This window comes from Pseudomonas sp. Colony2, assembly GCF_019382755.1.
Taxonomy (GTDB): Bacteria; Pseudomonadota; Gammaproteobacteria; order Pseudomonadales; family Pseudomonadaceae; genus Aquipseudomonas.
Genome location: NZ_CP080030.1, coordinates 213,838 through 235,077 on the forward strand (window position 1 = coordinate 213,838; position 21,240 = coordinate 235,077).

Annotated in this window: 23 protein-coding genes; 14 read left to right on the forward strand and 9 right to left on the reverse strand. The window is 61.5% G+C overall.

Annotated features, from left to right (window positions below; all coding sequences use genetic code 11):
- The first annotated feature begins 83 nt into the window (after positions 1-83).
- Positions 84-770 carry a Crp/Fnr family transcriptional regulator gene (locus JV201_RS00910; protein ID WP_177051496.1) on the forward strand — a complete coding sequence of 229 codons (687 nt, stop codon included), beginning with the start codon at positions 84-86 and terminating at the stop codon, positions 768-770.
- A 38-nt stretch (positions 771-808) separates the two neighbouring features.
- The gene (locus JV201_RS00915; RefSeq protein ID WP_003218132.1) at positions 809-1,174 is read left to right on the forward strand and encodes a response regulator; all 366 of its coding nucleotides are present in this window, start codon (positions 809-811) and stop codon (positions 1,172-1,174) included.
- A gap of 145 nt (positions 1,175-1,319) precedes the next feature.
- Here JV201_RS00915 and JV201_RS00920 read toward each other — a convergent pair whose 3' ends face one another.
- Positions 1,320-2,324, reverse strand: coding sequence for an AraC family transcriptional regulator (locus tag JV201_RS00920; RefSeq protein WP_087693638.1), 1,005 nt, complete (start codon positions 2,322-2,324; stop codon positions 1,320-1,322).
- Between the two features lie 101 nt (positions 2,325-2,425).
- On the opposite strand from JV201_RS00920, the gene JV201_RS00925 reads away from it, so the two are divergent.
- Entirely contained in the window at positions 2,426-3,505 is a 1,080-nt protein-coding gene (locus JV201_RS00925) for a fatty acid desaturase (RefSeq protein ID WP_219406385.1), read from the forward strand.
- A 38-nt stretch (positions 3,506-3,543) separates the two neighbouring features.
- On the opposite strand, the gene JV201_RS00930 is transcribed toward JV201_RS00925, so the two are convergent.
- From JV201_RS00930 to JV201_RS00960, 7 genes are all read right to left on the reverse strand, one after another.
- On the reverse strand, positions 3,544-3,855 hold the full coding sequence (locus tag JV201_RS00930; RefSeq protein ID WP_003218128.1) for a putative quinol monooxygenase: 312 nt from the start codon (positions 3,853-3,855) through the stop codon (positions 3,544-3,546).
- A 121-nt stretch (positions 3,856-3,976) separates the two neighbouring features.
- Positions 3,977-4,834, reverse strand: a complete 858-nt coding sequence (locus JV201_RS00935; protein WP_219406386.1) for a glycine betaine ABC transporter substrate-binding protein — start codon at positions 4,832-4,834, stop codon at positions 3,977-3,979.
- Positions 4,835-4,849: 15 nt separating this feature from the next.
- Entirely contained in the window at positions 4,850-5,731 is an 882-nt protein-coding gene (locus JV201_RS00940) for a LysR family transcriptional regulator (protein WP_219406387.1), read from the reverse strand.
- A 12-nt stretch (positions 5,732-5,743) separates the two neighbouring features.
- Positions 5,744-6,916 (reverse strand): L-dopachrome tautomerase-related protein, encoded by a 1,173-nt coding sequence (locus JV201_RS00945; RefSeq protein WP_003218125.1) that lies wholly within the window; start codon positions 6,914-6,916, stop codon positions 5,744-5,746.
- A 129-nt stretch (positions 6,917-7,045) separates the two neighbouring features.
- Positions 7,046-7,978 carry a LysR family transcriptional regulator gene (locus JV201_RS00950; RefSeq protein WP_003218124.1) on the reverse strand — a complete coding sequence of 311 codons (933 nt, stop codon included), beginning with the start codon at positions 7,976-7,978 and terminating at the stop codon, positions 7,046-7,048.
- A gap of 74 nt (positions 7,979-8,052) precedes the next feature.
- Positions 8,053-9,252 carry a CynX/NimT family MFS transporter gene (locus tag JV201_RS00955; protein WP_219406388.1) on the reverse strand — a complete coding sequence of 400 codons (1,200 nt, stop codon included), beginning with the start codon at positions 9,250-9,252 and terminating at the stop codon, positions 8,053-8,055.
- The gene (locus JV201_RS00960; RefSeq protein WP_219406389.1) at positions 9,239-9,700 is read right to left on the reverse strand and encodes a nucleoside deaminase; all 462 of its coding nucleotides are present in this window, start codon (positions 9,698-9,700) and stop codon (positions 9,239-9,241) included. The genes JV201_RS00955 and JV201_RS00960 overlap by 14 nt, the downstream gene beginning before the upstream one ends.
- A 105-nt stretch (positions 9,701-9,805) precedes the next feature.
- Here JV201_RS00960 and JV201_RS00965 point away from each other — a divergent pair, with 105 nt between their 5' ends.
- The 11 genes from JV201_RS00965 to JV201_RS01015 all read left to right on the forward strand — a co-directional run bounded on the left by JV201_RS00965 (position 9,806) and on the right by JV201_RS01015 (position 19,941).
- A complete protein-coding gene (locus JV201_RS00965) occupies positions 9,806-10,657 on the forward strand; it encodes a LysR family transcriptional regulator (RefSeq protein WP_008433713.1) in 852 nt (283 codons plus the stop codon).
- A 240-nt stretch (positions 10,658-10,897) separates the two neighbouring features.
- Positions 10,898-11,710, forward strand: a complete 813-nt coding sequence (locus JV201_RS00970) for an energy transducer TonB (RefSeq protein ID WP_003218120.1) — start codon at positions 10,898-10,900, stop codon at positions 11,708-11,710.
- Between the two features lie 50 nt (positions 11,711-11,760).
- Positions 11,761-12,486, forward strand: coding sequence for a MotA/TolQ/ExbB proton channel family protein (locus JV201_RS00975; RefSeq protein WP_085984637.1), 726 nt, complete (start codon positions 11,761-11,763; stop codon positions 12,484-12,486).
- Position 12,487: 1 nt separating this feature from the next.
- Complete coding sequence (locus JV201_RS00980) at positions 12,488-12,889, forward strand: biopolymer transporter ExbD (protein ID WP_017478080.1); 402 nt, start codon at positions 12,488-12,490, stop codon at positions 12,887-12,889.
- A 1,038-nt stretch (positions 12,890-13,927) separates the two neighbouring features.
- Positions 13,928-14,509 carry an alpha/beta hydrolase gene (locus JV201_RS00985; protein WP_003211820.1) on the forward strand — a complete coding sequence of 194 codons (582 nt, stop codon included), beginning with the start codon at positions 13,928-13,930 and terminating at the stop codon, positions 14,507-14,509.
- 48 nt (positions 14,510-14,557) lie between these two features.
- A complete protein-coding gene (locus tag JV201_RS00990) occupies positions 14,558-15,478 on the forward strand; it encodes a sigma 54-interacting transcriptional regulator (protein ID WP_177040723.1) in 921 nt (306 codons plus the stop codon).
- A 232-nt stretch (positions 15,479-15,710) separates the two neighbouring features.
- Positions 15,711-16,493 carry a MetQ/NlpA family ABC transporter substrate-binding protein gene (locus tag JV201_RS00995; RefSeq protein ID WP_063033612.1) on the forward strand — a complete coding sequence of 261 codons (783 nt, stop codon included), beginning with the start codon at positions 15,711-15,713 and terminating at the stop codon, positions 16,491-16,493.
- 497 nt (positions 16,494-16,990) lie between these two features.
- The gene (locus tag JV201_RS01000) at positions 16,991-17,656 is read left to right on the forward strand and encodes an amino acid ABC transporter permease (RefSeq protein ID WP_003211825.1); all 666 of its coding nucleotides are present in this window, start codon (positions 16,991-16,993) and stop codon (positions 17,654-17,656) included.
- The gene (locus JV201_RS01005) at positions 17,637-18,296 is read left to right on the forward strand and encodes an amino acid ABC transporter permease (protein WP_008435829.1); all 660 of its coding nucleotides are present in this window, start codon (positions 17,637-17,639) and stop codon (positions 18,294-18,296) included. Before JV201_RS01000 ends, JV201_RS01005 begins: the two co-directional genes overlap by 20 nt.
- Complete coding sequence (locus JV201_RS01010; protein ID WP_003211829.1) at positions 18,293-19,069, forward strand: amino acid ABC transporter ATP-binding protein; 777 nt, start codon at positions 18,293-18,295, stop codon at positions 19,067-19,069. The genes JV201_RS01005 and JV201_RS01010 overlap by 4 nt, the downstream gene beginning before the upstream one ends.
- Positions 19,066-19,941, forward strand: a complete 876-nt coding sequence (locus JV201_RS01015; RefSeq protein ID WP_008435828.1) for a transporter substrate-binding domain-containing protein — start codon at positions 19,066-19,068, stop codon at positions 19,939-19,941. The genes JV201_RS01010 and JV201_RS01015 overlap by 4 nt, the downstream gene beginning before the upstream one ends.
- Positions 19,942-20,075: 134 nt before the next feature.
- Here JV201_RS01015 and JV201_RS01020 read toward each other — a convergent pair whose 3' ends face one another.
- The gene (locus tag JV201_RS01020; protein WP_102606019.1) at positions 20,076-21,236 is read right to left on the reverse strand and encodes an AAA family ATPase; all 1,161 of its coding nucleotides are present in this window, start codon (positions 21,234-21,236) and stop codon (positions 20,076-20,078) included.
- Positions 21,237-21,240 lie beyond the last annotated feature (4 nt).

Consider the following 21,240-nt stretch of genomic DNA (forward strand, 5'->3'; position numbering starts at 1 on the left):
TGTTGTTCCTCCTGTAGGATGTTTGATCATGCCCTGTAGGCCCGCGATACACTGTCAACTGGCCGACAATCTTCGGAGTTCGCATGGATGTAGAGAAATGGCACCCACGGCTGGCCACCGGTCACTGGTACAGCCATCTGCCTGCTGATCTACAGAATAGCTTGCTGGCCAGCGCCCGGTTGCGGCAGCTGACGGCGGGGCAATACCTGTTCAAGCGCGGCGATCCGCCGTGTGGGTTGTACGCAGTGCTGGAAGGCTCCTTGCGCATCAGCGCGGTGAACGAGCAGGGCAAGGAGGCAGTGTTGAGCCTGGCGGAGTTGCCGTACTGGTTCGGCGAGATCTCCCTGTTCGATGGGTTGCCCCGCACCCACGACGCCTGCGCGGTCGGGCCTTGTACGTTGTTGCAGGTGCCACAACCGGCGTTGCTGCAGATCCTCGAAGAGACTCCGCGTTACTGGCGCGACATGGCCCTGTTGATGAGCCAGAAGCTGCGCCTGACCTTTATCAATATCGAGCAATTGAGCCTGATGCCGGCGTCGGTGCGGGTGGCGCACCGCCTGCTGATGATCGCCGAGGGCTATGGCGACATCGAGCAGGCCCGGCAGGTGCTGCAACTGCCCCAGGAAGACTTGGCCGCGATGCTGAGCCTGTCGCGCCAGACCACCAATGCGTTGCTCAAGGACCTGCAAGGCCAGGGCATCGTGCGCCTGGGCTATGGCGAGATCGAAATCCTCGACCCGCAACGTTTGCGCGAGGCGGCGCATGCCTGAGGGTGGTAGCCTGCGTTCACGATTATTCGAGGTGTGTTATGCGCGTCCTGCTAGTGGAACACGAGTCAGAGGCGGCCGAGGCGATGGGCCGCAGTCTTGAAGAGGCCAGCTACACGGTGGAGGTGGCGGCCAATGGCATGGCGGCCCTGCGCTTTGTGGAAAGCACCGAATACGACTTGGTGATCCTGGATGTGATGCTGCCGGGGCTGAACGCCTGGAAGCTGCAGCAGGCGATCCGGTTGAAGGGTGAGACGCCGATGTTGTTTTTGACCACGCCGGACGGGATTGAAGATCGGCTGCGTGGGCTGGAATTGCATGAGGATGACTATTTGCTCAAGCCGTTTGAGGCCCGGGCGTTGGTGGCGCGGGTGAAGAAGGTGTTGCGGCGGGATCGGGGGCGCTGACTGCCACTGGCTTTTGGGGTGTTTGATCGACCGCTTTCGCGAGCAAGCCCGCTCCCACATTTGACCGAGTACATCCATTGGAATGCGGTCAAATGTGGGAGCGGGCTTGCTCGCGAAGAGGCCCTCACAGCCGCCGCAACTCCAGCTACCTCAACCCATCCCGAAACTGCCCCGGCGTGATCCCGGTCCAGCGCTTGAACGCCCGGTTGAAGCTGCTGGTATCGGCAAACCCCAGCAAATGACTGATCTCCGCCAGCGAACACTCGGGGTCCCGCAGATGCAGCAGCGCGAGGTTCTCCCGACATTCGTTCAGCAGCGCATCAAACCGGCAGCCCTCATCTGCCAGATGCCGCTGCAAGCTGCGCAAGCTCAAATGCAACGCCTGGGCGATACGCTCGGCACTCGGTTCACCGTCAGGCAACTGCGCCTCAATGGCCGAACGCACCTTGCGTTCCCAGGTCAGCGGCCGCAGTTGCGCCAGGGTGCGCTTGAGCACGGTTTCATTGTGCTCGGCCAACTCGGGGTTGGCATCGTCCAGGTGGCTGTCAAAGTCCCGGGCCGCAAATTCCAGACGGTCTTCCTCGGCGGCAAAAAACACCGGCGCGCGAAATACCGTGTGCCACGGCTTGGGATCAGCCGGCTCGGGCCGCCGCAGGTACACCGCCAGCGGCGCGTACTCCCGGCCCAGGCGATTGCGGCAGGTGCGCACGTAAATCGCGGCGAACGCATCAATCGCCTCAAACGCGGGTGCGGGTGTACCGGCGGGCTGTTGCAGGCGAAAGCGGTAACGTTCGCCCTCCCGGCTAAGCTCCAGGCTCAGGGCGTCGCTGACCACCTGGTGATAGCGCACGATCCGCTCGAACACTTCCCGCAGGCTGCCGCTGGCCACCAGCGCATAACCCAGCGCGTGAAAGGTGGTGGGGCTGACAAACCGCGACACCCGCAAGCCAATCGCCGGGTCGCCGCTGGCCTGTACCGCCAGTTCCCACAGGCGCGTGGTGGCCGATAGCGGGTAGCGCGCGTTCGGATCTTCCATCAACTGCGGGTCGAGCCCGGCCTGGGCGCACAGCGCGGCGCTGTCGAGGCCCAGGGCGTCGAGCTGCTTGCGCAGGGCGCGGGTCCAGCTGGCGAGAGAGGTCGGTTCGGTCATGTTGATTGGCGCTTGCGGTCAACAGGTTGGCGTGTGGGGCTAGCGTCCCGCCAGATCGCATAGGGCAGGATGTACGCATCAATAAGACAGAGGATGGAAGCATGGACGGTACTTCTGCAAGCCCCCGGCAGATGAACGCACAACAGCGTTCAGCGCATATTCGTGAAGTGGTGCTGGCCGAGGGGCTGTTATTGCGCCAGCGCCACCCCTGGCTGCTGCATCAGGATGCGTTGGGCGCGGGCATCCTGGCCTTTGCCCTGGTGGGCATGCTGGGTTCGGCGGCGCTGTATATCACCGGGCACATGGCGTGGTGGGTGTGCCTGCTGCTCAACGCATTCCTCGCGTCATTGACCCACGAACTGGAACACGACCTGATCCACAGCATGTACTTTCGCAAGCAGCGCCTGCCCCACAACCTGATGATGGGCCTGGTGTGGCTGGCGCGGCCCAGCACCATCAACCCTTGGGTACGACGCCATATCCACCTCAATCACCACAAGGTTTCCGGCAGCGAAACCGACATCGAAGAGCGCGCGATCACCAACGGTGAACCGTGGGGCCTGGCACGTTTGCTGATGGTCGGCGACAACATCATGTCGGCACTGATCCGGGTGCTGCGGGCACCGTCCTGGAAGCACAAGCTGGGCATTCTCAAGCGCACGGCGCTGGTCTACGCACCGCTGGCGCTGCTGCATTGGGGCGCGTGGTATGTGTTCCTCGGCTTTCATGCCGCCAATGGCATCGCCAGCCTGCTGGGCGCGCCGATCGACTGGTCGGCCAACACGCTGGCGGTGATGCACGTCATCGACATCGCCGCCGTGGTGACCATCGGCCCCAATGTACTGCGCACCTTCTGCCTGCACTTTGTCAGCTCCAACATGCACTACTACGGCGACATCGAGCCGGGCAACGTGATCCAGCAAACCCAGGTACTCAACCCGTGGTGGCTGTGGCCGTTGCAAGCGTTCTGCTTCAACTTCGGCAGCACCCACGGGATTCACCATTTTGTGGTCAAGGAGCCGTTCTATATCCGTCAGATGACGGTGAAGGCGGCGCACAAGGTGATGGCTGAGATGGGCGTGCGCTTCAACGATTTCGGCACGTTTGCCCGGGCCAATCGGTTTGCGCGCCAGGATGGACGGCTGAGCGAACTCAACCCGGTGGAAAGGACAGCGATCTGAGCAAGCGTCCCGGTCACCCTGGGGTGACCGGGTGCGATTTACTGAATGGCCTGGTAGAAGTTCACCTGTGCTTCATCCAGGTACGCGAGGATTTTCGCCGGCAGGCGCTCGGTGGGTTTCGCCGGGCCGAAGGCTTTGTAGAGCGTTTCGAAATGCGCGTGCAGGTCCGCGACGCTTTCCCACTGTTCGTTGAGAAAGAACCGGTTGGGGTTCTCTTCATCCTTATGCCATTGATAGACCACGGCCTTGTCGTGCTGGTGGGTGAGCTTTTGTGAAACGGCCGCTACATCACGATAGAACTCGGCCTGTTTGCCTTCTTTGATGGTGCCGCTGAAAACCAGGTAGAGCATGTTGGAATCCTCGGTTTGGGGAGATTGCAGAACATCTGCATCGCCAAACTAGCCTCAGTGAGCAGGCGCTTGTAGCCAGCCCGCCGCGAATTCAGAATTCGTAAAAGGCCTCGTTGCCCAATCAGGCCAGGGGGGCGAGCCAGGCGCGCAGGGTGTCGGGATGCCTTGCCAGCCAATCGATCGCGGCGTCATCCGCGGATTGCCCGCCACGGTTGAGCGCATCATCGAGTTCGGCAACGATGAGGTTGGAGAGGCGGATATTGTCCAGTACCTGGATCTCGGCAGCCGTGAGTAATACCAAGCGATCCTCGCGCGCCAGCAGCACCGCTCTATCAACACTGCCGAGTAATCCCTTGGGGTCTTTCAGGTCGCGAATTCGATAACGGTGGTGCAGGAACTGAGGATGCCACAGCGGCACGATGCCCCAGCGCCGCTGCTGATACAGCGCCTCGAACGCCTTAATACAATCGTCCTGGCTGCCCGTGCGGAACCGATATCCGGCGTCGTTCAACCCGTATTCGTCCATGATTTTCAGCGAGAAGCGGGTAATGCCCGCACCCGGGCCGATCCCCTGGATCAGCGGGTTCATCCGGGCCCGGACGTCGGGCTTGAGCAGGTCCTCGATGGATTCCACGTCATGCTCGCTGACATAGTCCGGCACTCCCCACAAGGCATAAGGCTGATAGTGCAGGCCCAGTTCGCGAGTGGGCGTCACTGCCTCCACCGCTTGCTTGTACAGCCCGTGGCTGAAAGGAATCCAGGCGGAGACCAGCATGTCGACCGAGCCTTTGCGCAACTGCTCGAAGTTTTCCTCGTGCAGGGCATAGTGGCGCTCAACGGTCAGGCCCATGCGTTGCAACACCAGCGCTACCACCGCAGCGGTAACCCGATGGAACGACAAGTCTGTCACCCCTAGTCGAACGACGCGTGGGCCGCTCGCGAGATTTGTTTTGCCTGCAGTTTGGTGAGTCACCGCCATGATTTTTTCCCTATGCTAAAAATCGCCCTGGAACTCGGCGATCATGAACTCGACGAAAGCCCGAGCCTTGGATGAGATCAACCGCGCGCTGGGGTAGATCGCCCAGATATCCCGGGTTTGCTCCAGGACACAGGACGGCATGATTTCCACCAATGCGCCGCTTTCCAGTGAGGGCCTGACGTTCCACTGTGAAACAGAGACGATGCCGAGCCCACCCTCCGCGGCAAGCCGTGCGCTTTCGCCGCAATTGACTCTGAGCGAACCACTGATTGCCGTGACTTTGTGTGAATGGGCACCCACGAAACGCCAATGGTCCTCGTCGCCCAGCAGGATGCAGGAATGATTGACCAGCTCCGCAGGTGAAGTCGGTTCGCCATGCGCCTGGAGGTAGGCGGGTGCCGCACACAGGATGCGTCGGTCGCAGCCGAGCTTGCGCGCCACCAGGGATGAGTCCTTCAGGGCGGCGATGCGGATTGCCACATCAATCCCGATCTCGGTCAGGTCCTGCATTTGATCGGACAGTATCAGGTCGATCTTCAGCTTCGGGTTGGCGTGCAGGAACCGGGTAATGGCCGGCATCAGGCACATCCGCGCGAAGGACCCGGGGGCGGATACTCTTAACACCCGTTTGGCCACGTCCTTGCCTTTCACCGCGACCAGATAGGCCTCGTCCACGGCTGCCAGCACCCGGATTGCATGGGGCAGAAACAGCGCACCGTCTTCGGTCAGGCTGACCTGGCGAGTGGTGCGATGCAGCAGGCGCATGCCCAGGTATTCTTCAAGCTTCGCCAGTTTGTGGCTGGCCACCGAGGGCGCGAGTCCCAGCTCCCTGCCGGCTGCGGTGATATTGCCCAGCTCTGTTGATCGCATGAACAGGTTCAACGCATCAATATTCATGCTTCGGCGCCGCTAGTGTGTGGGCGCCGGCGCGGCATCGATCTTCACGCGCAGCAGGCTGTAGGGTTTCTGGCGCAAGTCTTTGCCTGCGTGAAAGATGCTTTGGCGGTGCAGCTGATTGGCGATGAAGTACAGGTAGCCATCAGGACCGATTGACAGTGTGTCGGGCCAAAGCACACGCGGATCATGGACGATGGTCTGCCATTGCCCGTTCGCCAGCCGTTTGCGCACGCTGTTGTTTTCGTAGTCGCCGGCATACACGGCCCCCGAGGCGTCGGCTTCAAGCCCGTCCGAGGCGCCTTTTTCCCCGAGGTCTTTGACCGCCATTTCGAGCCGTGCTTCGCTGACTGTCTCGTCACGCAGCAGTGCCGTGGGGATGGCGTACAGGTGCCGACTCGACAGCGGGCAGAAATACAAGGTCTGCCCATCAGCCGACAGGGCGATGCCGTCCGAAGCCACGGCAAAAGGCTGGGTGCCGCCTTTGGCATCCCGCACTTTCAGGACCTGGCCTTCGACCGTGGGTACGAAGTTCGGGTCGACCGAGGTCGAGGGTGCACCACTGAGCCGGCGTATGGCCGTGCCACTGGCGATGTCCATGACGATGATCGCGCCCGGGCCGGTAAGTGAAGAGTCGGTGATATAGATCACGCCTTGGTCACCCACGCGAAAATCAAAGCGCATGTCGTTGACGTAGGTGCCGGGCAGCATGACGTTTTTCGGGAATACGAGGGTCTTGACCACCTTGTTGGTGGCGAGCTCAACTGCGACGAGCTTGGCACCACCTGGCTGTGGAGGCGAGAAGCCAGGCGCCGCGGTGTCCAGTATCCAGAGGCGTCCGCGCCCGTCGGCCACCACGCTTTGTACGCTGATAAACCCTTTGGCCGGGTCTTTGGGGTTGGCCTGATTTATCGCCTGGTCAGGGTAGGGTACGACTTTGCCGTCGCGCAATTCTGCGACGGTAAACGGCACCTCGTCGCCCCAGCGAGGAAAGTTGACAAAGATGCGTCCGGTCTCGGTAACGCTCACGCCGGTGGGCATGGCATCGTGGAAGGCGTGCACCTGCTCGATGGCGCCAACGCTCTGATCGGCGGGCAGGTTCGCCGGCATGGAAGCCTGGGCGGCGGTGCCGGTGAGGGCCGCTGCCAAGGCAAGGGCAGTCCAACTGATTGGGTATTTCAAGTACATGGCAGGGCTCCAGGTTTTTCTGTTCTGGAGCCAATGGTGTCGGTTCCCGGCAGGCGAAAAAACCCGCTGATTGCCGATAACAGTTTCATTGAAATCAAGAGAATGGGCTGCCGCGCGCAAGCCTGGTTTTTAATTGCGGGCGAGCAAGCTTGCTTCAGCAGAGGGGGTATCCACGGTGATCAGGGTTTCGATCATCGCCTTCGCCGCCGGCGACAAGCGAAACCCGGTACGGCTGATGATCCCGCAGCGGTTGTTCAAACTGTCGAGGCTGTGAGGCACGTTGCGCCAGTGCAACACCGTCAGTGCGCCACGGGCAAAGTCTTCGGCAAACGCATCCTCGGCACCCAGGCCAATCGCGTTGGACTGGTGCACGATGGCTGCCAGCGCCGCAAACTGCTCCAGTTCGATAGCGGGAGAAAAGTCGACACGCCCGCTCAGGTTGGCCAGTAGCTTGCGTACCCCGGGAGCGATCAGCGGTGTGGCCAGCGGGTAGTCAAACAAGTCGTTGGTCGAGAGGCTGTCCTTGGCCAGTAACGGGTGCCCGGCGCGGCAGAAAAATACATTGCGCCGGGGTGTCAGGGCCTGGGTCTGGAAATTCGGATCGGCCTCGAAGTGGCGCACATCGGCGATGAAGAATTCGATCTCTTCGCGACTCAAACTGCGTCCGAGTTTTTCCCAGTTATCCACATGCAAACCGCTGCGTACTCGTGGATGAGCGCCGACAAACCGTGCGATCGCTCCAGGCACCAGGTTCACCGCCGCCACGGCATCGCAGCCAAAGCGCAATTCGCCGGCGTCGAGCTTGGTCATGCGGGTGACTTCGTGGCTCAGCCGCGCCGCCCCCTGAACGAGCGACAAGGCATGTTGCAACACCACCTGGCCCTCGGGAGTGGGGCGCAGGTCTTTGTGGGCGCGGTCCACCAGCACACAGCCAAACTCCTGTTCCAGGCTTTGGATGCTGCGGCTGAACGCCGGCTGGGTAATGCCCATGGCGTCGGCGGCGCGCACAAAACTGCGGTACTCGTTCAGAGCAATGAAGTAGCGCAGTTGGCGAAGGTCCATGGAGTTTTCCGGCGTCCTGAAGGAAACCGCGATTCTAATCGCCTCGCTTATTCCGCAAAAGAATGTTCATTGTTTTATCTAGATTCAAATTGCATATCCATAGAGCCTGTGCGGTAGGTGGCCGGGCTGAACACCCGGGTGAGTATCAGCATCGCCACCACCGTCAGCGTCAGCACCATCCAGGCGCTGACGAAACTGCCAGTCAATTCCCGCAGCCAGCCGGTCAGCCACGGTGATACGGCGTTGATCAAAAAGCCCACGCCCTGGACGAACGCCGCCAGTTGGCCGGCCTCCCGAGGGTCGCGGCGGTGATCCAGGGTCAGCAACAGGCTCAGGGCGAAACACGCTCCCAGGCCGAAACCGATCAACGCCACCCACAGGTGGGGGAATTCCAGCGGCGCCGTCAGCAGGCCGATATAGCCCACGGTCTGGGCCAGCAGGCTGATGCTCAGTAACGGTCGACGATCAATGCCACGTTGCGCCAGTGCGGGCATCAGCAGCGCGGCGATTACCTGGAAGATCGTCATGAACGCCAGCAGCGAACCACTGGGCAGTACGCCCCAACCCAACTGCTGGTAGTAGGCCGGCAGCCACGCGACCATGCTCATGTAGCCGCAATTCACCAGGCCGAAATACAGCGCCAGCAACCACGCCCGACGGTTGCGCAGGCCCTGGAACGGCGCCGTCACCTGCGGGTTTTTCGCCGCACCCAATGGCAGCCACGCCCACAACAATAGTGCGCCCAGGGCCGGTAGCAGCCAGATCCCGAGCCCCGCCTGCCACTGCTGGAAATGCCCCGCCACCAACGGGCTGAGCAGCGCGGCCAAGCCACCGCCGCCCATCAGCGAAGCCGAGTAAACCCCCATCGCCAACGGCACGCGCTGGTGAAACTGGCGCTTGATCATCGCCGGCACCAGCGCCTGGATCAGCGCCACACCCGCACCGCCGAACAATGCCGTGGCCAGCAGCGCCGGCGCCTGGCCAAACAGCCAGCGCGCGAGGCACGCCAGCAGAATCATCATCAAGCCCAGGGCGATTCCGCGACGCTCCCCCAGCTTCGCATCCAGGCGCACCCCCACCAACGCCACCAGGCCCATGCAGATCACCGGCAGGCTGGTGAGCAGGGCGCTGCTCTGGAAACTCAGGCCGGTGGCCAGACGGATTTCCCCCAGCAACGGGCTGATGGAACTGAGGATGGGCCGCAGGTTCAGGCCCAGTACTACCAACAAACCCCAACCGGCGAGCTTGCCGGCGAACGAATTATTCAGCGTCATGCAGGGCCTGCCACGCGCGGTAGAGGGCTTGCATCGCTGCCTGCGGCAGGTGCTGCACGGGCAATTTTTGCTCCGCCAGCGGCAGCGCCAGTTGCTGGTAGATCGCTGCTGTGGACAAACCAAAGGGCGCCGCCACGTCGTTGCTGGCAGCGAACACCACACGGGATATGCCGCACAGGTGCATCGCACTCAGGCACATCGGGCAGGGCTGGCCGCTGGCGTAGATCACACAACCGTCGAGGCGCGGGCCGAGTTGTTGGCTGGCGGCACGGATGGCGAGCATCTCGGCGTGGGCGGTGGGGTCCTGGCTCAAGTGGATTTCGTTGACCGCCTCCACCAGCACCTCGCCGTTGCGCACCAGCACGGCACCAAACGGGCGGCCACCGGCGGCTACGTTGGCTTTGGCCAGTTGCACGGCGTGATGCAGATGCTGTTGATCGTCAGTCATGGAAAACCCCTCGTGCGCAATGAGGCGTGAAGTATGGGTAGCCGCAGGGGTATTCTGAAATTAAATATAACCATGCCAATCAGTGGCAAATGGAATGGTGAGCCCATGTTCGATCCCGTGTTGTTGCGCAGCTTTGTTGCCGTCGTCGATTGCGGCAATTTCACCCGCGCGGCCGAGCGGCTGCACTTGACCCAGTCCACGGTCAGCCAACAGATCCGCCGCCTGGAAGATGCACTGGGTAGCCAGGTGCTCGACCGGGATCAGCGCCGCGTGGTGGCCACGGTGGAAGGTGAACGCTTGCTGGCATATGCGCGGCGCATCCTGGCGCTGCACGAAGAGGCGGCCGACGTGCTGATCAATCAGCAGAGCGATGGCGTGTTGCGCCTGGCGGTGCCCGAGGACTTTGCGGCCGAGCGCCTGATGCCGCTGCTGTCGGCGTTTGTGCAGGCTTATCCCCGGGTGCGCCTGGAGGTCACCAGCGGCTTGGGGCCGGAGTTGTTGCGGGATTATCGCGGCGGTGAATTCGACGTGCTGCTGGTCAAGCAAATGGGTGACAGCGATGACTGCCTGGTGTCCTGGCCGGAGCCGTTGTGTTGGGTCGACAGCCGCAGTTCGCCGTCCCTGGGACGTGATCCGCTGCCGTTGGTGGCGTTTCCCGCTGGCGGCCTGTACCGCAATGAAATGCTGCATCACCTGGAGGTGGGCGGCTGGCGCTGGCGCATCGGTTATTCCAGCGCCAGCTTGGCCAGCGTGTGTTCGGCGGTGGCGGCGGGGCTGGGGATCAGCCTGTTGCCGGTGCGGGTGGTGCAGCCCGGGCACGTGGTGTTGGGCGCGGACAGCGGTTTGCCTGCGGTGCAGGGCGTGCGGCTGGCGCTGTATGGACGCAACGGCCTTGGTGCGGCCGGGCAGGCGTTGCTACGCCAATTGCAGGATTTATGTGCCGGTAATCCACGCTGAGCCATGCCTTCAGTGAATATTTTGTATGCCTCAAAAGCATTGAGATTTTCCCCCACGGCGCCAGGCCGCGCAGGACGTGGCTTCGGCGTATCCGGATGTTTCGGTTATTCAATTTAGATCTATCTATAACTTTAAAGATTACTTTAAGAGATAAGCGTCTGCCCCCGATGATTCAGCCCTCGACGGCCGCCAAGGCAGGCCCGTCGGTTTTTTTGCTTAAGACCGCAGGGGAGTTAATCAATGGGCAATGTCCAGACCGCCGCCAGTGCACAAGAGGCGCAGTGGCGCCACGCACCGGGTGGTGAGTTGGTCGACCTTGGCCGGCCGCATCGCGCGCCGTTGGGGCAGTTGCGTACGCAGAAAACCCCGAAGGGTGTGTTGAGTCGGCGTGAAGCGATCCTGTTGGGGATTCTCGCGCTGGCCTTGCATGGCGCGGTGATCTATTGGGTCAGCCAGAAGCCAACCCCGGTGCTGCCGATTGTGCCGCCGGAAATCCCGCCGATGACGATCGAATTTTCCCAGCCGGCACCGCCGGTCGTGGAGCCGCCACCGCCTGTACCGCCACCGCCGCCGCCACCGGTTGTCGAGCCACCGCCGCCGGTGGTTGATGAATTGGCCGCCAAGCCGGCGCCGAAAAAGATTCCGAAACCCAAGCCGGTGCCAAAGCCTGTGCCCAAGCCCGCACCGAAACCGGTAGCCGAGCAGCCGCCCGCGCCGCCTGTACCCGCGCCACCGGCTCCAGCACCGCCGGCACCGCCTGCGCCCGCGCCGGTCACACCGGCCTCGGCCAACGCCGCGTACCTGAAGAACCCGGCGCCCGAATACCCGTCACTGGCCCAGCGCCGGGGTTGGGAAGGCACGGTGCTGTTGCGGGTGCATGTATTGGCCACCGGCAAGCCGGGTGAGATCCAGATTCAGAAAAGCAGTGGTCGCCAGCAACTCGACGAAGCCGCACTGGCTGCCGTGAAGCGCTGGAGTTTTGTACCGGCCAAGCAGGGTGATGTGGCCCAGGACGGCTGGGTCAGCGTACCGATCGATTTCAAGATTCATTAATTATTGGATGCGGTGTGTTGGACACATCGCGACCTGCACAGAGGGAAAACATCATGGCATTAGCATCTCCAACTGAATCCATCGAAAGCGCGGTGATCTGGCTGCTGGTGGTCTTTTCGGTCGCTACCTGGGGCCTGGCCCTGCTCAAGGGCGTCCAGTTCGGCCGCCTCAAGTCCCAGGATCGCAAGTTCCACAAACAGTTTTGGGCGGCATCCAGCCTGGACTCGGCCGCTGAACTCGCTGAAACCAAACCCGGCGCCGCCGCTCGTGTGGCCCAGGCTGGTTACGCCGCGATCCAGGTCGGTGAAGCGCCACATGCTGCTGACCTGAGCCAGGCGATCAACCATCAGGACCGTCTTGAACGCGCTTTGCGCCAACAGATCGTGCGTGAGCGCCGCTCCCTGGAAACCGGCCTGGCCGTGGTTGCGAGTATCGGCAGCACCTCGCCGTTTATCGGCCTGTTCGGCACTGTGTGGGGGATCATGGAAGCCCTGAAAGGCATCAGCGCCGCCGGTTCCGCCAGCCTCGAAACCGTGGCCGGGCCGATCGGTGCGGCACTGGTTGCCACGGGTGTGGGTATTGCCGTCGCGGTGCCGGCGGTGCTGGTCTACAACTACTTCCTGCGTCGCCTGAAGCTCACGGCTGCTGACCTGGACGACTTCGCCCACGACTTCTACAGCCTGGCGCAGAAGAACTCGTTCCGTGTGTTGCTGCATCCGACGCTGAGCAAGGCCGGTGCCCAGGGTGGCGCGCAAAAAGTGAAGGAGGCGTCCTGAGATGGCCTTCTCTACGCAAGACAGTGATGAGGTGCTGAGCGAGATCAACGTTACGCCGCTGGTGGACGTGATGCTGGTGCTGCTGGTGGTGTTTATCGTCACGGCGCCGTTGTTGACCAATGCGATTCCGATCAACTTGCCCAAGACCGAGGCCGTGGCCCCGGTGGAGCAGAAGGACCCGCTGGTGGTGAGCATTGATGCGGCCGGGAAACTGTTTATCAACAAGGATGAAATCCAGCCGGATTTGCTGGAGTTCAACTTGCAGTCGGCCAAGGCCAAGGACCCGGAGGTGCGGGTGCAACTGCAGGCTGATGATGGCGTGAACTACGGCGAAGTGGCGCGAGCCATGGCGTCGATCGAGCGGGCGGGGATTACCAAGCTGTCGGTGATTACTGCACGTTAGTTTCAAATGCCTCGACAATTTTTTTGGCCGTCTCCTTGGCAGGGTGCGGCCTTTTTTTTGGGCTGTGGTTTTGGGGGGCTGGGTACATATCCGTTATTTAGGTAACGGCGGCTTATGGTTCCGCTCTTACAGCGGGTCACTTTTGGCAAACGCCCCAAAAGTAACCAAAAGGTCTTTGCCCCACCACTCGGTGCCTCGCCCAGGCTCGGCATGCCCGCACTCCGGCCCGGTTCCGCGGGCCGCCGCGACGGGCCATCCATGGCCCGGCGCGGCTAAACCGGCGTCCTGCCGGTTTACCCGCTCCACCGTGCCTACTTGCGGCCATCGTGGTTAACGGGGCCCGCAGATCAAAATCAAAAGCAGATCAAAAGCAGAGCACAGCGGCCTACCGGCCGGCTTGAGTGTTAAAAGCAAAGGCAAGATCCAGAGCGAAAGCCAAATCTGAAGCGGTTGCAGATCTGCTTTTCTGTGGGAGCTGGCTTGCCTGCGATGCAGACACCTCGGGTTTTCAGATACACCGAGGCGATGCCATCGCAGGCAAGCCAGCTCCCACATTTGACCGTGCCCGCTTTAGATTTGATTTTGCTTCACCACACTCAAGCCGGCCGGTAGGCCGCTGTGCTGTTGCTTTTGATCTTGATCTTAGGCGCCCCGTTAAACCACGCTGGCCGAACGCAGGCTTTGGAGCGTGGGTAACCCGGCAGGACGCCGGGTTAGCCGCGCTGGGCCAAGGATGGCCCATCGCGGCGGCCCACGGTCCAAAGCCGGAGTGAGGGCACACCGAGCCTAGGCGAGGTGCCGAGTGGTGGGGCAAGAGCGTTTTGCTTACTTTTGCGCTCTTCAAAAGTGAGCCGCTGTAAGAGCGGAACCAATAGCGGCCATAACCGAAGAAACGGATATGTACCCCCATCCCCCTAAACCCCCCATCACTCTCAACAAACATTTTGGTTATTAATAAATAGCTTCTTATTCCTTAACGAATATATACCCCGTGCCTATACTGACCCACAACGTTAAACGCTGCAGGAGGGCACACCCATGCACAGCGAGTCGATTCGTTATCTGATCGTGCCGGGCTGGCAAGGATCGCCAGAAGATCATTGGCAAAGTCATTGGCAGAACAGCCTGCCCAACAGCGCGCGCGTGGAGCAGGCCGACTGGCTCACCCCACGCCGCGAAGACTGGGTGGCAGCCCTGGCCGAAGCCATCGCCGCCGACAGCACCCCGGTGATTCTGATCGCCCACAGCCTGGGCTGCATCACCGTCGCCCATTGGGCGGCCACCGCACCGGTGCAGTTCCTGCGTCAGGTACGCGGCGCCCTGCTGGTGGCCCCGGCCGATGTCGAACGCCCTGCCTGCGCACCCGCCCTGCGTAACTTTGCGCCAATCCCCAGCCACCTGCTGCCGTTCCCAAGCCAGGTCGTCAGCTCCGACAACGACAGCGCCGTCAGCGCCACCCGCGCCCTGGAACTGGCACGTAACTGGGGCGCCGAAGCGGGAATTCTCGCGGGCGCCGGGCACATCAACGTGAAGTCCGGCCATCAACGCTGGGAACAGGGTTTCGCCTACCTCTATCGCCTGCAAAATCGCCTGGAACATCACTCCCGGCGCCGTGCATAAAATTTTTTAAACGCCCCTTCCCCTTCGTGGATGGGGCGGGAGCCTGCCATGAGCCTGCATGAAACCTTCGGTCAGCCCCTGCTGACCTTCCCCGACGCCGAAAAAAGCCCCCTGAGCATTCGTGCCAAGGCGCTGGTGTTTGTCGACCCGCGTTCGCGGCAACTGCGCGAAGACCTCGAAAACCTCGCCCCCCGTGCCTTGCCCGTGTTGATCCGCGGCGAAACCGGCAGCGGCAAGGAGTTGCTCGCCCGGCATATCCACCGTGGCAGCGACCGCACCGGCCTGTTTGTCTCGGTGAATTGCGGCGCCATCAGCCCGACATACGCCGACGCCGAACTGTTCGGCTACGCCGCAGGCAGCCACAGCGGCGCAGCCAGCAGCCGCGCCGGCTGGTTTGGCTCGGCCAACGGCGGCACGTTGTACCTGGATGAAATCGGCGACTTGCCGCTGCCAATCCAGGTCAAGCTGCTGGCGGCGCTGGAAAACCACGAAGTCACTCGCGTCGGCGCCCATCAGCCAAGCCCGGTGGATGTGCGGCTGGTGGCGGCCACCAGCATCGACCTCGCCCAGGCCGTGGCGGCCGGCAAGTTTCATGAGCGCCTGTTCCATTACCTCAGCGAAGGCCAACTGGAGCTGCCCGCACTGCGCGAGCGGGTGGGCGACATCCTGTCACTGGCCGAATATTTCCTCGGCATCTACAGCCAGCGCCTCGACCTGCCGGTGCCGCTGATCAGCGACGAAGCCCAGCGCGTGCTGGAGCATCATAGCTGGCCGGGCAACACCCGGGAGTTGGAGAACGTGATTCACTTTGCCTTGCTGGTCAGCAGTGGCGACGAGATTCTGCCTGAGCATTTGAACCTGCCCGTGGCGGGTTCGCCTGTGGAGCAGGTGCGGCGAATTCTTGGCCACGCCAGCGCCGCCGAGGTTGAAGCCCTGAAAAGCTATTTGAAAGAACACGTTGTTTTGTAGGAGCCCGGCTTGCCGGCGATGGCGTCCTCAGGAGCATCGCAAGGCTCAAGACCGCCATCGCCGGCAAGCCGGGCTCCTGCATGAACAAAATGGAATATCAAAGTGAATAAAAAGTATTGTTCTGGAATAAAAAACCTCGGTATTGTCCGCTGCACGCCGCGATAGCACTTCGCTGGCATCCACTAAAAAAGCGGCCGTCCCAGACGACCCGGATTTTCGATAAGGACACTGCATGAAAAAGGTTCTGTTGTTTACCGCACTGGCGGCTGCCCTGACTGCAAGCTTCGCCCAGGCCAACGAGAAACTGGTGGTAGCCGCTACCCCGATCCCGCACGCCGAGATCCTTGAGCTGGTCAAGCCGACCCTGGCCAAAGAAGGCGTGGACCTGGAAATCAAAGTCTTCACCGACTACGTACAACCGAACGTACAGGTGGCCGAGAAGCGTCTGGACGCCAACTACTTCCAGACCCTGCCGTACCTGGAAAACTTCAACAAGGGTAAAGGCACCAACCTGGTCACCGTGGTCGGTGTGCACGTTGAACCCTTCGGCGGCTACTCGAAAAAGATCAAAAACATCTCTGAGCTCAAAGATGGCGCCACCGTGGCCATCCCGAACGAAGGCAGCAACTCCGGCCGTGCCCTGCTGCTGCTGCAAAAGGCTGGCGTGATCACCCTGAAAGACCCGACCAACGCCCTGGCCACGCCGAAAGACATCGCCAGCAACCCGAAAAACCTGAAATTCAAAGAGCTGGAATCGGCGCTGCTGCCACGCGTCCTGGACCAGGTTGACCTGGACCTGATCAACACCAACTACGCCCTGGAAGCCGGCCTGAACCCGGCCAAGGACGCGTTGATCATCGAAGACGCCAAGTCGCCGTACGTGAACTTCCTGGTTGCCCGCCCGGACAACAAGGACAGCGACGCGATCCAGAAGCTGGCCAAAGCCCTGACCAGCCCTGAAGTGAAAGCTTTCATCGAGAAGAAATACAACGGCGCGGTCGTGCCGGCGTTCTGATCGAACCCAAAAACCTCCTTCAAGGTTTAAACGCCGACGGCTTCTACAGCGTCGGCGTTTTTTATGGCTGGAACACAATCGAAATGTGGGAGCGAGCAAGCCCGCTCCCACATTTGGGACTGTGTCTGCTCAGAGATTCCGGCTATTGATGGCCCTGCGCAGTGCCACCAGCCACTTCACCAGTTCCTGCGGATCAATCGGTTTTGCCTCGTTCATCGCTCATTCCCTCGCTGTTGGTTGGCCGTCAGTCTGGCCACGCGCTGCCTATCCCTGAAGTGCAACTCCGATAAAAAGACCCGTCCTACTTCCCCGGGAACAGTACCTGTCATCCATCTGCACCGCGAATCCGCAGGTTATCTATTTGGGTGATATCAATATGCTATTTCGGTATTTAAATTTTGCTTTTTATACCTTTAAAGTCGGCGCTACCCGGCGTTACCCACGCTGGACCGGACCGCACCAACGCCGCTTTACCCCTGCGGCGTCAGGGATTTCAGATGACCTTCGATTACGCATTTATCCTCAGCACGCTGCCGGCGTTTCTCAAGGCCGTGGGCGTTACCCTGCAAGTCGGCCTGATCGCCATTGGCACCTCCATGCTGGTGGCCTTGATCAACGCCGCGCTGCTGGTGTTTCGCACGCCCTACGTGTGGCGCCTGGTGGCGCTGTACGTGGAGTTGGCGCGCAACACACCGCTGCTGATCCAACTGTTTTTCGTCTACTTCGCGTTGCCGGCCCTGGGGCTGAATATCTCCGGGTTCTGGGCGGCAATCATCACCATGACCTTTCTCGGCGGCGCCTACCTCACGGAAGTGTTGCGCGCCGGTGTCGAGGCGGTGCCGCTGGCACAGATCGAATCGGGCAAGTCCATCGGGCTGTCCCACTGGCAACTGCTGCGCCATGTGATCCTGCCCCAGGCCGGGATCCTCAGCCTGCCGGCGCTGTTTGCGAACTTTATTTTCCTGCTCAAGGAAACCACGATCGTGTCGGCGGTGGCGGTGCCGGAGATTCTCTACACCACCAAAAGCTATATCGCCCTCTACTACAAAACCTACGAAATGCTCGCGGTGCTCACGTTGATCTGCGTGCTGTTATTCCTGCCGCTGTCGCTGCTGCTCAGCCGCCTTGAAAGGAGGCTCCAGCATGGCCAGTTCGGGTCTTGAATTACTCTGGGTGTCCTTGCCGCAACTGGGCAAGGGCGCGGCGCAAACCCTGTCGATCTCGTTCTTGAGCATCGCCTTCAGCACCGTCGGCGGCGTGGTGTATGGCGTACTGCGCACGTTGAATTCGAAAGCGATCAACCTGGTGCTGCGGATTTACCTGGAGCTGTTCCGCGCCATTCCGGTGTTGGTGTGGTTGTACTTGCTGTTCTTCGGCCTGCCGATTTTCTTTGGCCTGAGCATTCCGAGCTTCTGGTGCGCCGTGCTGGTGTTGTCGCTGTGGGGTGCCAGTGAAGTCGGCGAAGTGGTGCGCGGTGCGTTGCATTCGTTGCCCCGTGGCCAGCGTGAAGCCGGCCTGTCGATTGGCCTGTCGGACCCGCAACTGTACGGCTACGTGCTGTTGCCCCAGGCCCTGAAACGCATGACCCCGCCGACCATCAACGTCTACACCCGCATCATCAAGACCAGCTCCCTGGCGGTGCTGATCGGTGTGGTGGACGTGATCAAGGTCGGCCAGCAAATCATCGAGCGCACCTACGAGTCGGTGTTGATCTACGGCGCGCTGTTCCTGTTTTTCTTCTTTATCTGCTACCCGTTGTCGGCCGCCTCCAAGGTGCTGGAACGGCGCTGGGCCCAAGCATGAGCGCATTGATCGAGTTCCAGGGTTTCAACAAGTTTTTCGGCGACCAGCAGGTGCTCGACGGCATCGACCTGAGTGTGCAAAGCGGCGAAGTGGTGGTGATCCTCGGCCCCAGCGGTTGCGGCAAAAGCACCTTGCTGCGGTGCCTCAATGGCCTGGAAGTGGCCCACAGCGGTAGCCTGCGTTTTGCGGGCAAGGAGCTGCTGGACAAGGCCACCGACTGGCGCCAGGTGCGCCAGGACGTGGGCATGGTGTTCCAGAGTTATCACCTGTTCCCGCACATGAGCGTGCTCGACAACCTCCTGCTCGGGCCGCTGAAAGTGCAAAAACGCGAACCCCGCGAAGCCCGGGCCCAGGCTGAAAAACTGCTGGAACGGGTGGGCCTCTCCGACAAACGCGACGCCTACCCGCGCCAGCTGTCGGGCGGCCAGCAGCAACGCATCGCCATCGTCCGCTCGTTGTGCATGAACCCGCAGGTCATGCTGTTTGACGAAGTCACCGCCGCCCTCGACCCGGAGATGGTCAAGGAAGTACTGGAAGTGATCCAGGGCCTGGCCCGGGACGGCATGACGCTGCTGATCGTCACCCATGAAATGGCCTTCGCCCGCGCCGTCGCCGACCGCGTGGTGTTCATGGAGGCCGGCCGCATCCTCGAACAAAACACCCCCGAGGCATTCTTTACGAACCCGCAAACCGCACGCGCGCAGCAGTTCCTGGAGAAGTTCTCCTTCGTTTCAACACTGCCCAAAAGAACCAAGGAACTGGAGCTGTCATGAAAACTGCCAAGTTGTTATTCCCCCTGTTCGGCCTCGCTTTGCTGGCCGGCTGCAATAAGTCCGAAGAGCCCGCCAAGACGGCTGCCGCTGCCACCCCGGCACCCGCTGCGGTGAGCTACATCGACAAGATCAAGGCGCGGGACAAGCTGATCGTCGGCGTATTCACCGACAAGCCGCCGTTTGGTTTCGTGGATGAGTCCGGCCGTTATGTCGGCTTCGATACCGACATCGGCCGCCGTTTCGCCAAGGACCTGCTGGGCGACGAGAACAAGGTTGAATTCGTCGCCGTAGAGCCGGCGAGCCGCATTCCGTTCCTGCAAAGCGACAAGGTCGACCTGATCCTCGCCAACATGACGGTGACGCCGGAGCGCAAGGAAGCGGTGGACTTCACCAACCCGAACCTGAAAGTCGCGGTGCAGGCCCTGGTGCCGCAGGACAGCTCGGTGAAGAGCCTGGACGACCTGGCGACCCGCACCACCATCGTCACCACCGGCACCACCGCGGATATCTGGCTGACCAAGAACCACCCGGACTGGAAACTGCTGAAGTTCGAGAAAAATTCCGAGTCGCTGCAAGCGTTGTCGGCGGGCCGTGGTGATGCCTATGCCCAGGACAACTTGGTGCTGTTCAGCTGGGCCAAGCAGAACCCGGGCTATCGCGTGCTGGAGCAGAAACTGGGGGATGAAGCGCCGATTGCGCCGGCGGTGAAGAAGGGCAACATCGAATTGCGGGATTGGGTGAATGCCGAGCTGGCAAAGTTGGGCGAAGAGAAGTATCTGCTCAAGCTGTATGACCAGTATGTTCGCAAGGAACTGAGCGATGACACCAAGCCGGAAAGCGTGATTGTTGAAGGCGGGAAGTGGCAGGGTTGATCAGTTAGCTGTTGGGTGACTGATCTACCGTCTTCGCGAGCAAGCCCGCTCCCACATTCGACCGAGTTCCACCTTTGGAATGCGGACAAATGTGGGAGCGGGCTTGCTCGCGAAGAGGCCCTCACAGGCACCGCCTAACTGGGCCAATGCCACGCCGGCTCATCCAGCACCCGCTGCCCCACCACCTGCGTCTGCCCCATCACCTTCTCCAGCACGATCGAATTACACCCTTCATCCTGCTGCAACGCCGCAATCAAGCGGCTGGCATGGGACACCACCCACACCTGACACTGCTGCGACACCTGAATGATCAGCCGCGCCAACGCCGGCAAAAGATCCGGGTGCAAGCTGGTTTCCGGTTCGTTCAATACCATCATCGTCGGTGGCCTCGGCGTCAGCAGCGCCGCCACCAGCAGCAAGTAGCGCAAGGTGCCGTCCGACAACTCTGCTGCCGACAAGGGCCGCAGCAATCCTTCCTGATAAAACTCGATGGCAAAGCGTCCGCCCTGCAACGGCTCGATATTCAACCGCGCGCCCGGAAACGCATCGCTGATCGCCCGCTGCAAGGCGTCCGGGTCGCCAATCTCGCGAATGGTCTGCAACGCCGCTGCCAAATCCCGACCGTCGTGATGCAGCACCGGCGTGCGCGTGCCCAGTTGCGGCTGGCGCACCGGGGCGTCGACGTCGCTGCGAAAATGATCATAAAAGCGCCAGCCGCGAATGCTTTCGCGCAGCAGCAATACCTCCGGCGAACCCCGCAGGCTGCCGACCTGATCGAACAGGCTGTGGTAGTTCGGCGTGTGCTGGGCCAGTACATCCCAGGCGCGGCCATCGCGGGCACGTACCATCGGGCCGGAGCGCTGCACCAGCAGGCTCGCCGGGCGAAATACATGCCCGGCCCAGATGCATTCTTTCTTGATCTCCGGGTCCAGGGAAAAATAGGACAAGGTCTTCTCGGGCAACCCCAGGGAAATCGCATAGCTGAAATCCTCTGCGGCAAACCCCAGGCGCAGGCGCTTGGCGCCCTGGCGCACGATGGGCTCCACCGCCACTTCACCACTGAGCATGCGCCGGCTGATGCTTTCCGGCCCGGCCCAGAAGGTTGAATCCAGCCCACCCTCGCGGGCCAGTGCGTTGATCACGCCGCCCTGGGCCGTCTCCGCCAGCAGCCGCAGGGCGCGGTACAGGTTGGACTTGCCGCTGCCATTGGGGCCGGTAATCAGGTTCAACCGATCCAGCGGCACCACCAATTTGTTGATCGAGCGGTAATTGGCCACCGCGAGGGTCTTGAGCATGAGA

Bases quoted from the DNA above. Each gene is read 5' to 3' on its own strand.
- JV201_RS01010 (WP_003211829.1), top strand. From the start codon at position 18,293: ATGAGCGCATTGATCGAGTTCCAGGGTTTCAACAAGTTTTTCGGCGAC.
- JV201_RS00970 (WP_003218120.1), top strand. From the start codon at position 10,898: ATGGGCAATGTCCAGACCGCCGCCAGTGCACAAGAGGCGCAGTGGCGC.
- JV201_RS01000 (WP_003211825.1), top strand. From the start codon at position 16,991: ATGACCTTCGATTACGCATTTATCCTCAGCACGCTGCCGGCGTTTCTC.
- JV201_RS00910 (WP_177051496.1), top strand. From the start codon at position 84: ATGGATGTAGAGAAATGGCACCCACGGCTGGCCACCGGTCACTGGTAC.
- JV201_RS00920 (WP_087693638.1), bottom strand. From the start codon at position 2,324: ATGACCGAACCGACCTCTCTCGCCAGCTGGACCCGCGCCCTGCGCAAG.
- JV201_RS00965 (WP_008433713.1), top strand. From the start codon at position 9,806: ATGTTCGATCCCGTGTTGTTGCGCAGCTTTGTTGCCGTCGTCGATTGC.
- JV201_RS00940 (WP_219406387.1), bottom strand. From the start codon at position 5,731: ATGAATATTGATGCGTTGAACCTGTTCATGCGATCAACAGAGCTGGGC.
- JV201_RS00930 (WP_003218128.1), bottom strand. From the start codon at position 3,855: ATGCTCTACCTGGTTTTCAGCGGCACCATCAAAGAAGGCAAACAGGCC.
- JV201_RS00985 (WP_003211820.1), top strand. From the start codon at position 13,928: ATGCACAGCGAGTCGATTCGTTATCTGATCGTGCCGGGCTGGCAAGGA.
- JV201_RS01020 (WP_102606019.1), bottom strand. From the start codon at position 21,236: ATGCTCAAGACCCTCGCGGTGGCCAATTACCGCTCGATCAACAAATTG.
- JV201_RS01015 (WP_008435828.1), top strand. From the start codon at position 19,066: ATGAAAACTGCCAAGTTGTTATTCCCCCTGTTCGGCCTCGCTTTGCTG.
- JV201_RS00990 (WP_177040723.1), top strand. From the start codon at position 14,558: ATGAGCCTGCATGAAACCTTCGGTCAGCCCCTGCTGACCTTCCCCGAC.
- JV201_RS00935 (WP_219406386.1), bottom strand. From the start codon at position 4,834: ATGGCGGTGACTCACCAAACTGCAGGCAAAACAAATCTCGCGAGCGGC.
- JV201_RS00945 (WP_003218125.1), bottom strand. From the start codon at position 6,916: ATGTACTTGAAATACCCAATCAGTTGGACTGCCCTTGCCTTGGCAGCG.
- JV201_RS00955 (WP_219406388.1), bottom strand. From the start codon at position 9,252: ATGACGCTGAATAATTCGTTCGCCGGCAAGCTCGCCGGTTGGGGTTTG.
- JV201_RS00925 (WP_219406385.1), top strand. From the start codon at position 2,426: ATGGACGGTACTTCTGCAAGCCCCCGGCAGATGAACGCACAACAGCGT.
- JV201_RS00980 (WP_017478080.1), top strand. From the start codon at position 12,488: ATGGCCTTCTCTACGCAAGACAGTGATGAGGTGCTGAGCGAGATCAAC.
- JV201_RS01005 (WP_008435829.1), top strand. From the start codon at position 17,637: ATGGCCAGTTCGGGTCTTGAATTACTCTGGGTGTCCTTGCCGCAACTG.
- JV201_RS00995 (WP_063033612.1), top strand. From the start codon at position 15,711: ATGAAAAAGGTTCTGTTGTTTACCGCACTGGCGGCTGCCCTGACTGCA.
- JV201_RS00960 (WP_219406389.1), bottom strand. From the start codon at position 9,700: ATGACTGACGATCAACAGCATCTGCATCACGCCGTGCAACTGGCCAAA.
- JV201_RS00950 (WP_003218124.1), bottom strand. From the start codon at position 7,978: ATGGACCTTCGCCAACTGCGCTACTTCATTGCTCTGAACGAGTACCGC.
- JV201_RS00915 (WP_003218132.1), top strand. From the start codon at position 809: ATGCGCGTCCTGCTAGTGGAACACGAGTCAGAGGCGGCCGAGGCGATG.